The organism is Streptomyces sp. NPDC031111 (assembly GCF_055570675.1).
The window spans coordinates 199285-209978 of the sequence record NZ_JBVIGS010000017.1 but is presented as its reverse complement, the minus strand read 5'-3'; the positions used below and the strand labels follow the sequence as shown (position 1 = coordinate 209978).

The following is a 10694-nucleotide window of genomic DNA, read 5'->3' as shown; positions in this document are numbered from 1 at the left end:
CTTCGGGATGCAAGGACAGAAAACTATGACGGGGTCAAGGAGAGAGGGCCTTCCGTGATCCTGTGACAGCACCCCCCGGGGGTGGCGAACCCAACCCCCCCCCCCCCCCCCCCCCCCCCCCCCCCCCTCGGCCGTGTCCGGAGCCGGTCCGGAACACGGTAGGAATCCGGACAACCACGCAGCGCCATGCCCTCCCCGAACCTCCCCGTGACCTTCCGCCGCGACAGGGGAACAATGGCGGGAACACCCCGTATCGCGCACGGGACGAACCGAGGGGCCCGCCGGGCGGCTGGCGCGAACTGTGAGGTCGGCACCGCCCGCGAGTGACGGCGACGTGACAGGCGCCTGAAACGGTTTGCCGAACATGCGTAGGGTGCAGACAACTCACGTGGAGGAGTGCGCCGGGGCAGCGGCGCACGGGGCGCGGGGCGATCGGCGGAGGAGGGAGCCGGAGCGATGGGTGACCACAAGGAACAGCCCTTGCGGGTGGGCGCGGCCGTGCGGCGGCGACGCCGTGCGCTGGACCTCACCCTCGCCGTCGTGGCCGAGCGCAGCGGCCTGTCGGTCCCGTTCCTCAGCCAGATCGAGAACGAGCGGGCCCGTCCCAGCCAGACGTCCCTGGAGAAGGTCGCCGACGCCCTGCGCACCACCGCCGTGGAGCTCCTCGCCGCCGCCGACCCGGCGTGCAGCGTGGACGTCGTCCGCTCCGAGGGCGTCGAGCCGTGGGCCGAACCGCAGGTGCGCTCCCTGGTCCGCGGCCACCACCAGATGCACGCCTCCGAGTTCACCGGCGACCACGACGCCGGACGTGAACTCCAGTTCCGCAACGACCAGTTGATGTACGTGGCGGACGGCGCCGTGGAGATCGAGGCGGAGGGCCGCGCGTACCGCCTCGGCCGCGGCGACACCCTGTACCTCACCGGGGGAGTACGGCACCGCTGGCGGGCCACGGTCCCGGAGACGCGGCTGCTCGTCGTCGCCGTGGCCGAGCACATCGAGGCGTTGCGGGACAAGCCCCGCCGATGAGTCCCGCCCGGGTCGTCTCCCTCGTCCCTTCGCTGACGGAGGCCGTGGCGCTCTCCGCCCCCGGTGCACTGGCCGGCGCCACCGACTGGTGCACGCACCCGGCCGGACTGGACGTCGTACGCGTCGGCGGCACGAAGAACCCGAAGACCGACCGGATCGTCGCGCTCGCCCCCGACCTGGTGATCGCCAACGAGGAGGAGAACCGCGAGCCCGACCTGGCGGCCCTGCGCGCGGCGGGTCTCGACGTGCTGGTGACCGAGGTGCGGACACTGCCGCAGGCCTTCCGCGAGCTGGACCGGGTGCTCACCGCGTGCGGGCTGCCCGGCCGCCCCCGGTGGCTGGACGAGGCCGAGGCGGCCTGGGCGGCGCTGCCCCCGCCCGCGGAGCGCCGGACGGCGGTCGTGCCCGTCTGGCGGCGCCCGTGGATGGTGCTGGGCCGGGACACCTTCGCCGGTGACCTGCTGTCCCGTCTCGGTGTCGACCACGTCCACGCGGCCCACCCGGAGCGCTATCCGCGCGTCCCTCTGGACGCGTTGCGGGCGGCGGACCCGGACCTCGTCGTGCTCCCCGACGAGCCCTACCGCTTCACCGCCGACGACGGACCGGAGGCCTTCCCCGGGCTGCCCTGCGCGCTCGTCGACGGCCGGTACCTCACCTGGTACGGGCCGTCGCTGGCCGAGGCCCCCGCGGTGCTGGGACGGGCCCTGCGGGCAGCGCGCCGCTGAACAGCCCGCGCGCCGTGTGCCAGGAGGCGGTGGCCCAGGCACCGACCAGGAGGGCGTACAGGGCGAGCGCCAGCACGTCGTAGACGAGCAGTCCGGTGTGCCGGGCCAGGGCCCCGGCGCCGGTGACACAGGTGCCGACCGGGAAGGTGAACGACCACCACGTCATCGCGAAGCGCATCCCCAGCCGCCGCGCCCGCACCACATGGGCGCCGGCGAGGCAGAGCCACAGCAGCGCGAAGCCCATGACGGGCACCCCGTACAGCACGGCGAGCATCCCGAACCCCTCGGCGTACGGCGCCGGTACGACCCCCGGGGCGGCGTCCGCGAAGGCGCCGACGGCGGTGGTGGACTGGCCGAGCGGTCCCAGCACCAGGAACAGCGTGGGGGTGAGTGCGAGGGGCGGCGGACCGCCGGTGATCAGCCGGCCGAAGACCAGCGGCAGCGTCACCAGGGTGGCGAGGAGGCTGAGCCCGAACATCGCGAAGCAGGCGAACAGCAGCGTCGCACGGGCCTGGCCCTCCGGAAGGTACGGCACGAGACGGGGCCCGAGCGCGGCGGACACCATCGGCGCGACCAGCGGCAGCAGCCACACGGGCGTCGCCTGCTCCGCCGTCACCCGGTGGCGTACGGCCATGAGGTACGGGACGGCCACGGCGGCCGCCAGCCCGACGACCGTACCGGCGGTGAACAGCACGGCGTCGATGACGACGGCCGCGCGCGGGCCGGTCCAGTCCCGTCCGACGGTCAGCGTGCCGCCGCCGACCGCCAGCAGGGCCATGGAGAGGCAGCCGTAGAAGGGCGCCACGGCGGGGTCGAGGAGATGGGCGCGGGCCTGGTCGCGGTGGTGGGCCCAGTGCAGGGCCCGTGCGGCGAGCAGGGCCACCAGGAGGACGAGGGAGAGCGCCCAGACGACGGTGAGCGCGAGCCGCTGGCCGGGTGCGTGCACGGGGAGCGCGGCGCCGGCGCCGGCGACGATGGCCGTGCCCATGACGCAGGCGTACCAGTTGGGTCCGAGGTGACGGACGGCGGCGGCACGCGGGGGCCGTGCGGTGGCACGGGGGAGGGCGGGCGTCAGGGGCCGGGTTGCGGTGACCATGGTCATACGGTCGTACCGGTGGGGTGCCGCCACCAGGGACCACGCCTCTATGGCGGCATAAGCTGGGCTTATGAGCACACCCGATGACCACGACCATCCGGGGCACCGCTCCGTGAGCCCGGGGTCGTCCCTGGCCCACCGGGTGCCGGACCTCGGCGCCCTGGAACTGCTGCTGGCGGTGGCGCGGCTGGGCAGTCTGGGCGGGGCGGCGCGTGAGCTGGGCATCACCCAGCCCGCGGCCAGCAGCCGGATCCGGTCGATGGAACGGCAGCTCGGCGTGGCACTGGTCGACCGGTCGCCGAGGGGGTCGAGGCTGACCGACGCGGGGGCGCTGGTCACCGACTGGGCACGGCGGATCGTGGAGGCGGCGGAGGCCTTCGACGTGGGGGCGCAGGCGCTGCGGGACCGCAGGGACTCACGGCTGCGGGTGGCGGCGAGCATGACAATCGCCGAGTACCTGCTGCCGGGCTGGCTGCTCGCGCTGCGCGCGCAGCGGCCGGACACGGCGGTGTCGCTGCTCGCGGGGAACTCGGCCGCGGTGGCGGAGCGGTTGCTGTCGGGGGAGGCGGACGTGGGGTTCGTGGAGGGGCTCACGGTGTCGGCGGGGCTGGACTCCGCGGTGGTCGCCCATGACCGGCTGATCGTGGTCACCGCGCCGTCCCATGCGTGGGCGCGGCGGCGACGGCCGCTCGCGGCGGAGGAGTTGGCGAGTACGCCGTTGATCCTGCGGGAGAAGGGGTCCGGGACCCGGCAGGTGCTGGACGCGGCGCTGGGTGGGCTGGCTCGGCCCCTGATCGAGTTGTCCTCCACCACTGCCGTGAAGGCGGCGGCGGTGGGTGGGGCGGGGCCGGCGGTGCTGAGTGAACTGGCGGTGGGGGAGGAGTTGGCGATGCGGCGGCTGGTGCGGATTCCGGTCCAGGGGGTGGCCCTGGCCCGGGATCTGCGCGCGGTGTGGCCGACGGGACATCGGCCCGCGGGGCCGGCGCGGGATCTGTTGTCGCTGACGCGGGGGTGAGTTGTCGCTGGGCGGGGGTGGGTTGCGCGGCCCGGCGCTTATGGGGTGCTGGCGCGCCCACGATTGCCCGCGGCGGGCGTGTGGTTCGTCCGTGTGAGGGCTGGGCGGGGGGTGGGTCGCGCGGCCCGGCGCTTACGGGGTGCCGTCGCGCCCACCCGTGCCGCCCCAGCGGCACGACTGCCCGCGGAGAGCGCTGGCGGTCAGGGCTTGCATGATGCGGGTGTCCTCGGCCATTTCCGGGTGCCATTGGATGCCCAGGGTCCAGGGGGACGTGGGGAGTTCGATGGCTTCCACCGTGCCGTCCTCCGCGTGGGCCGACGGGATCAGGCCGGTGCCGAGGCGGTCCACCGACTGGTGGTGGTAGGTGGGTACGGAGGTTTCCTCCGGGGCGATGCCGGCGTAGAGCGTGCCCGGGACCGGCTTGACCGGGTGGCGGCCGAACACGCCCGGAGTCTCCGCGTGGCCCTCGACGTGCTGGACCAGCGTGCCGCCCAGGGCGACGTTCAGCAGCTGCATGCCCCGGCAGATGCCGAGGAGCGGGATCCCGCGGTCCAGTGCCGCGTCGATCAGGGCGAGTTCCCAGGCGTCCCGCGCCCGGGCGGGCGGACCGGTGCGCGGGTCGGGCTCGGCGCCGTAGTGGACGGGTTCCACGTCCGGGCCGCCCGCGATCACCAGTCCGTCGAGCCGGGCCACGGCCGCCGCGGCCCGCTCCGGCGCGTCCGGGGGAAGCATCGCGGCCAGTCCGCCCGCCCGCTGCACCAGTCGCGGATAGCCGGCCGGCAGCAGCGCGGCGTCCAGCTCCCACACGCCCCACCGCACACCGGACTCCGCGTACGTACTGATGCCGATGAGTGGCCTGGCCGTCATGCCGATCACCTTTCCCTGCCTCAGTCCCGTGACAACTCTGCCTCGGCCGCCGCCAGCGCCGCGAACTCCTCCTCCGGCGCCTTCGCCACCAGGTGCTTGCGGCTGTACAGCCCGAAGTACGCCACGGCCACGATGTACACCGCCAGCGCGATGAACGCCGCCGTCACGTCCACCAGGAACGTCGCCACCAGCGCCGCACAGGCCAGCACCAGCGCCACCGACGAGGTGAGCACCCCGCCCGGCGTCCGGTACGGCCGCGGCAGCTCCGGCTCCCGGCGGCGCAGCACGATGTGCGAGAGGGACATCAGCGCGTACGAGATCGTCGCGCCGAACACGGCGATGTTCAGCATGCGCGCGCCGTTGCCCGACCCGGCGGCCAGCGCGAAGCCGATCGCGCCCGGCACGAGCAGACCGAGGTACGGCGCCCTGCGGCCGCTGGTGAGGGAGAGGAACTTCGGCAGGTAACCGGCGCGGGACAGGGCGAACAGCTGCCGTGAACCGGCGTAGATCAGCGAGAAGAACGACGCGACCAGTCCCGCGAGGCCGGCGTAGTTCACGATCCGGCTGAGCGTCGTGGCCTCGCCGTCCGGCTGGAGCGCCTCCACCAGCGGATTGCCCGCGTCCTGCACAGCGGCCGAGCCGCGCGCCCCGGCCGCCGCGAAGAAGGTCACCACGGCCAGCACCACCAGGATGCCCATCGACCAGCGGATCGCCCTCGGCAGCGTACGGGCCGGTTCCCTGGTCTCCTCGGCGGCCAGCGGCACCCCCTCCACGCCCAGGAAGAACCACATGCCGAACGGGAACGCCGCCCAGATGCCCAGCAGCCCCATCGGCAGCCAGGAGTTCGCGCCGAACGCCGACGAATCCACTGGGATGTCGTCCAGCGACGACGCGTCGAACTCGGGCAGCGCCCCCAGCGCGAACACCACCAGCGCCGCCACCGCGATGCCCGTGACGACGAAGCTGAAGCGCAGCGCCTCGCCCACGCCCCACAGATGGATGCCGATGAAGATCACGAAGCAGGCCAGGTACACCGGCCAGCCGGACTCCAGGCCGAACAGGCCCAGCGACTCGACGTAGTCGCCGATGAAGATGGAGATCGCGGCGGGCGCGAGCACGTACTCGATGAGGATCGCGGTCCCGGTGAGGAACCCGCCCCAGGGGCCGAGCGCCCGGCGGGCGAAGCCGTAGCCGCCGCCGGCCGTGGGCAGGATCGACGACAGCTCGGCCAGGGCGAACACCATGCAGGTGTACATGGCGCCCATCAGCACCATGGCGATCGCCAGACCGCCGAAGCCGCCCTCGGCCAGGCCGAAGTTCCAGCCCGAGTAGTCCCCGGAGACGACGTAGGCGACGCCGAGGCCGGTCAGCAGCAGCCAGCCGGCGCTGCCGCGGCGCAGCTTCCTGCGCTCGAGGTAGTCGTCCGGCTCACCGGCGGGATCGTGGGACGCGGATGGAAGGCTCACGGGGCGACTCCCCAACGGAGGGCAATGGAACGAATCCAGACCTTTGTGGGCCCATACCTTCGTGGCGTGAACGGCGCCGGCGCAACCCCTCTGCGTTAATCCGCGGTAAACCCTGCCCGCCCCCGGGCACCGTCACGCCAGGAACCCGCGCAGCAGCGCCGCCGTCCCCGCGCAGTGCTCGCGCATCATCTCCCGCGCCCCGTCCGCGTCCCCCTCCAGCACCGCCTCGACCAGCGCGGTGTGCTGCCGCTGGGAGTGCTCCAGGTTGCGCACCAGCAGCGGGATGCAGTCCAGCAGTTCGTTCACCGTCGCCCGCACCGCCGCGTACTGCGCGGTCAGTGTCGGCGAGCCGCACAGCTCCGCCAGGGTGAGGTGGAACAGCGTGTCCAGGCGCCGGTACTCCGCCAGCGGCGCGTCCCGCGTGCCGGACAGCGCCTCCCGCAGCCGCACTGCCTGCTCGTCCGTCAGCCCGTGCGCCGCGCACAGCCCCGCCGCGCCCACCTCGAGCACCTCGCGGAACCTCAGCACGTCCTCTATGTCGACCTCGGCGATCCGCCGCCGCAGCTCCTCCTCGCCGGTGTCCGTCGGCCGGGGCAGCACGAACGTTCCGCCGTACCGGCCGCGCCGCGACTCCACCAGGCCCTGGTCCTGGAGCACCTTCAGCACCTCGCGCAGCGTCACCCGGCTGATCCCCAGCCGCTCCGCCAGCTCCCGCTCGGCCGGCAGCCGCTCACCGCCCGCCACCAGGCCCAGCCGCACCACCTGGAGGATCTGCTCCAGCGCCTCCTCGAAGCCGTTGCCCGCGCGGACCTGCCGCAGCACCGGCGCCAGGCGGTCCCCGACCGCGCCGACCACATCTTCCGGCATCCGGCCGTGCCCCCTTCCCAAGCAATGGTTCTCGGCAATACCTTATGGCTCCCGGCTGACCGAAGAAGCCCGAGGAGGCTCTCCCGTGGCAGACCGCACACCCCCACTCTCCGTCGAGGAGCTGCACACCCTCGTCGCCGGCGGTGAGATCGACACTGTCGTCCTGGCCTTTCCCGACATGCAAGGGCGGCTCCAGGGCAAGCGGTTCGCCGCGCGCTTCTTCCTCGACGAGGTGCTCCGGCACGGCACCGAGGGCTGCAACTACCTGCTCGCCGTCGACGCCGACATGAACACGGTGGACGGCTACGCGATGTCCTCCTGGGACACCGGCTACGGCGACTTCGCCATGTACCCCGACCTCGACACCCTGCGCCGCGTGCCCTGGAACGAGGGCACCGCCATGGTCGTCGCCGACCTCGCCTGGGCCGACGGCACCCCGGTCGTCGCCGCCCCGCGGCAGATACTGCGCCGCCAGCTGGACCGCCTCGCCGCACTCGGCCACACCGCACAGGTCGGCACCGAACTGGAGTTCATCGTCTTCCGCGACACCTACGAACAGGCCTGGGACGCCGGCTACCGGGGGCTCACCCCCGCCAACCAGTACAACGTCGACTACTCGGTGCTCGGCACCGGCCGCATCGAGCCCCTGCTGCGCCGCATCCGCAACGAGATGGCCGGCGCCGGACTCACCGTCGAGTCCGCCAAGGGCGAGTGCAACCCCGGCCAGCACGAGATCGCCTTCCGCTACGACGAGGCCCTGGTCACCTGCGACCAGCACGCCGTCTACAAGACCGGCGCCAAGGAGATCGCCGCCCAGGAGGGCGTCTCGATCACCTTCATGGCCAAGTACAACGAGCGCGAGGGCAACTCCTGCCACATCCACCTCTCCCTCGCCGACACCGACGGTGAGAGCGTCATGCCGGACTCCCCCGAGGAGCCGGACGCCATGTCCGAGGTCATGCGCCACTTCCTCGCCGGGCAGCTCGCCGCGCTCCGCGAGTTCTCCCTGCTCTACGCCCCGAACATCAACTCCTACAAGCGGTTCCAGCCCGGCTCCTTCGCCCCGACCGCCGTCGCCTGGGGACGCGACAACCGCACCTGCGCGCTGCGCGTGGTCGGCCACGGACGCTCCCTGCGCTTCGAGAACCGGCTCCCCGGCGGCGACGTCAACCCGCACCTCGCCGTCGCGGGCATGGTCGCCGCCGGCCTGCACGGCATCGAGCAGAAGCTGGAACTGCCGGAACCCTGTCCCGGCAACGCCTACACCGCCGACTTCGAGCACGTCCCCACCACCCTGCGCGAGGCCGCCGAACTGTGGGAGAACAGCGCGATCGCCAAGGCCGCCTTCGGCGACGAGGTCGTCGCGCACTACCGCAACATGGCGCGCGTCGAGCTCGACGCCTACGACGCCGCGGTCACCGACTGGGAACTGCGCCGCTCCTTCGAACGCATGTGAGGCCCCTCTTGTCCGACCAGCCCCATGAGCTCCAGGTCCGCAACCCCGCGACCGAGGAGGTGATCGCCACCCTCCCGGCCGCCACCCCCGCGGACGTCGACGCCGCCGTCGTACGCGCCGCACGCGCGCAGACCGCGTGGGCCGCCCTCGCGCCGGGCGACCGGGCCCGGCTGCTGCGCCGGTTCGCCACCACGGTCGACGAGCACATCGAGGAACTGGCCCGGCTGGAGGTCCGCGAGGCCGGCCACACCCTCGGCAACGCCCGCTGGGAGGCGGGCAACGTCCGCGACCTGCTGGACTACGCGGCCGGGGGAGTCGAACGCCTCACCGGACGGCAGATCCCGGTCCCGGGCGGCGTGAACGTCACCTTCCTCGAACCGCTCGGCGTCGTCGGCGTCATCGCCCCCTGGAACTTCCCCATGCCCATCGCCGCCTGGGGCACCGCACCCGCCCTCGCGGCCGGCAACGCGGTGCTCCTCAAACCCGCCGAGACCACCCCCCTCACCGCCCTGCGCCTGGCCGAACTCGCCCTGGAGGCCGGCCTGCCCGAGGACCTGTTCCAGGTGCTCCCCGGACACGGCACGGTCGCCGGCAACGCCCTCGTCGAGCACCCGGACGTCGCCAAGATCGTGTTCACCGGGTCGACGGCCGTGGGCAGGCAGGTGTGGGCCAAGGGCGCCGCCCACCTCACACGCGTCACCCTGGAACTCGGCGGCAAGAGCCCCAACATCGTCTTCGCCGACGCCGACCTGGAGGCCGCCGCGGCCGCCGCCCCCATGTCCTTCCTCGACAACGCCGGACAGGACTGCTGCGCCCGCACCCGCATCCTCGTCGAGCGCTCCGCGCACGACCGCTTCCTGGAACTGCTCACCCCCGCGATCGAGTCCGTCCGGGTCGGCGACCCGGCGGACGAGGACGTCCAGATGGGCCCGCTGATCTCCGCCGTCCAGCGGGACCGTGTCCGCTCCTACGTCACCGACGACCTCGACGGCATCCGCGGCAAGGCCCCCGAGGGCCCCGGCTACTGGTTCCCGCCCACCGTCCTCACCGGCGTCGACCCGCACGCGCGCGTGGCCGTCGAGGAGGTCTTCGGCCCCGTCGCCGTCGTCCTCCCCTTCGACGACGAGGCCGACGCCGTACGCCTGGCCAACGCCACCGACTACGGCCTCTCCGGCTCCCTGTGGACCCGGGACGTCGGCCGCGCCCTGCGCGTCTCCCGGGCCGTGCGCGCGGGCAACCTGTCCGTCAACTCCCACTCCAGCGTCCGCTACTGGACCCCCTTCGGCGGGTTCAAGCAGTCCGGGGTCGGCCGCGAACTGGGCCCGGACGCGCTGACCGCCTTCACCGAAACCAAGAACGTCTTCATCAGCACGGAGGCCTGACCGCACATGAGTGAGGAAAACATCTGCCGCCGACTGGTCGGCCGCACCGCCGTCGTCACCGGAGCGGGCAGCGGCATCGGTCTCGCGACCGTCCGCCGGCTCGCCTCCGAGGGCGCCCACGTGGTCTGCGGCGACGTGGACGAGGCACGCGGCAAGGCCGCCGCCGAGGAGACCGGCGGGATCTTCGCGCACGTCGACGTCACCGACCCCGAGCAGGTCGAGGCACTGTTCCGGACCGCGTACGACACCTACGGCAGCGTCGACATCGCCTTCAACAACGCCGGCATCTCCCCGCCCGACGACGACTCCATCCTGGAGACCGGGCTGGACGCCTGGAAACGCGTCCAGGAGGTCAACCTCACCTCCGTCTACCTGTGCTGCAAGGCCGCCATCCCCTATATGCGACGCCAGGGCAAGGGGTCCATCATCAACACCGCGTCGTTCGTGGCCCGGATGGGAGCGGCCACCAGCCAGATCTCCTACACCGCCTCCAAGGGCGGCGTCCTCGCCATGTCCCGGGAACTCGGCGTGCAGTTCGCCCGTGAGGGCATCCGCGTCAACGCCCTGTGTCCCGGCCCGGTCAACACCCCGCTCCTCCAGGAGCTCTTCGCCAAGGACCCCGAGCGGGCGGCCCGCCGCCTGGTGCACATCCCGCTCGGCCGGTTCGCCGAGGCCGAGGAGATCGCCGCCGCCGTCGCCTTCCTGGCCAGCGACGACTCCTCCTTCGTCAACGCCACCGACTTCCTGGTGGACGGCGGAATCTCGGGGGCGTACGTGACACCCCTGTAGCCCTC

At 73.0% G+C, this 10694-nt stretch carries 10 protein-coding genes; 6 read left to right on the top strand and 4 right to left on the bottom strand.

The features are described 5' to 3' along the window. The first annotated feature begins 456 nt into the window (after window positions 1–456). Together ACZ470_RS30470 and ACZ470_RS30465 are read left to right on the top strand one after the other, a co-directional pair. Window positions 457–1026, top strand: coding sequence for a helix-turn-helix domain-containing protein (locus ACZ470_RS30470; RefSeq protein WP_468432371.1), 570 nt, complete (start codon window positions 457–459; stop codon window positions 1024–1026). Further along, a complete protein-coding gene (locus tag ACZ470_RS30465) occupies window positions 1023–1751 on the top strand; it encodes a helical backbone metal receptor (RefSeq protein ID WP_468432369.1) in 729 nt (242 codons plus the stop codon). Before ACZ470_RS30470 ends, ACZ470_RS30465 begins: the two co-directional genes overlap by 4 nt. Here the strand turns inward: ACZ470_RS30465 and ACZ470_RS30460 are convergent. Continuing rightward, window positions 1678–2847 carry a TDT family transporter gene (locus ACZ470_RS30460; protein ID WP_468432367.1) on the bottom strand — a complete coding sequence of 390 codons (1170 nt, stop codon included), beginning with the start codon at window positions 2845–2847 and terminating at the stop codon, window positions 1678–1680. The genes ACZ470_RS30465 and ACZ470_RS30460 overlap by 74 nt on opposite strands. Window positions 2848–2917: 70 nt before the next feature. Between ACZ470_RS30460 and ACZ470_RS30455 the strand changes: the two genes are divergently transcribed. Further along, window positions 2918–3862, top strand: a complete 945-nt coding sequence (locus ACZ470_RS30455; RefSeq protein ID WP_468432365.1) for a LysR family transcriptional regulator — start codon at window positions 2918–2920, stop codon at window positions 3860–3862. Window positions 3863–3994: 132 nt separating this feature from the next. On the opposite strand, the gene ACZ470_RS30450 is transcribed toward ACZ470_RS30455, so the two are convergent. The 3 genes from ACZ470_RS30450 to ACZ470_RS30440 form a co-directional block, all read right to left on the bottom strand. Then, entirely contained in the window at window positions 3995–4729 is a 735-nt protein-coding gene (locus ACZ470_RS30450; protein WP_468432363.1) for a gamma-glutamyl-gamma-aminobutyrate hydrolase family protein, read from the bottom strand. Window positions 4730–4749: 20 nt separating this feature from the next. Beyond that, window positions 4750–6195, bottom strand: coding sequence for an ethanolamine permease (gene eat, locus ACZ470_RS30445; RefSeq protein ID WP_468432361.1), 1446 nt, complete (start codon window positions 6193–6195; stop codon window positions 4750–4752). A 132-nt stretch (window positions 6196–6327) separates the two neighbouring features. Beyond that, complete coding sequence (locus tag ACZ470_RS30440; protein WP_468432359.1) at window positions 6328–7062, bottom strand: FadR/GntR family transcriptional regulator; 735 nt, start codon at window positions 7060–7062, stop codon at window positions 6328–6330. Between the two features lie 85 nt (window positions 7063–7147). Here ACZ470_RS30440 and ACZ470_RS30435 point away from each other — a divergent pair, with 85 nt between their 5' ends. From ACZ470_RS30435 to ACZ470_RS30425, 3 genes are read left to right on the top strand one after another with little or no spacing between them, the layout of a single operon-like run. Next, window positions 7148–8518 carry a glutamine synthetase family protein gene (locus ACZ470_RS30435; protein WP_468432357.1) on the top strand — a complete coding sequence of 457 codons (1371 nt, stop codon included), beginning with the start codon at window positions 7148–7150 and terminating at the stop codon, window positions 8516–8518. Window positions 8519–8526: 8 nt separating this feature from the next. Continuing rightward, on the top strand, window positions 8527–9900 hold the full coding sequence (locus ACZ470_RS30430; RefSeq protein ID WP_468432355.1) for an aldehyde dehydrogenase family protein: 1374 nt from the start codon (window positions 8527–8529) through the stop codon (window positions 9898–9900). A gap of 6 nt (window positions 9901–9906) precedes the next feature. After that, entirely contained in the window at window positions 9907–10689 is a 783-nt protein-coding gene (locus ACZ470_RS30425) for a 3-oxoacyl-ACP reductase (RefSeq protein ID WP_468432353.1), read from the top strand. Window positions 10690–10694: the final 5 nt, after the last annotated feature.

Bases quoted from the DNA above. Each gene is read 5' to 3' on its own strand.
- ACZ470_RS30450 (WP_468432363.1), bottom strand. From the start codon at position 4,729: ATGACGGCCAGGCCACTCATCGGCATCAGTACGTACGCGGAGTCCGGT.
- ACZ470_RS30425 (WP_468432353.1), top strand. From the start codon at position 9,907: ATGAGTGAGGAAAACATCTGCCGCCGACTGGTCGGCCGCACCGCCGTC.
- ACZ470_RS30470 (WP_468432371.1), top strand. From the start codon at position 457: ATGGGTGACCACAAGGAACAGCCCTTGCGGGTGGGCGCGGCCGTGCGG.
- ACZ470_RS30455 (WP_468432365.1), top strand. From the start codon at position 2,918: ATGAGCACACCCGATGACCACGACCATCCGGGGCACCGCTCCGTGAGC.
- ACZ470_RS30465 (WP_468432369.1), top strand. From the start codon at position 1,023: ATGAGTCCCGCCCGGGTCGTCTCCCTCGTCCCTTCGCTGACGGAGGCC.
- ACZ470_RS30460 (WP_468432367.1), bottom strand. From the start codon at position 2,847: ATGGTCACCGCAACCCGGCCCCTGACGCCCGCCCTCCCCCGTGCCACC.
- ACZ470_RS30440 (WP_468432359.1), bottom strand. From the start codon at position 7,062: ATGCCGGAAGATGTGGTCGGCGCGGTCGGGGACCGCCTGGCGCCGGTG.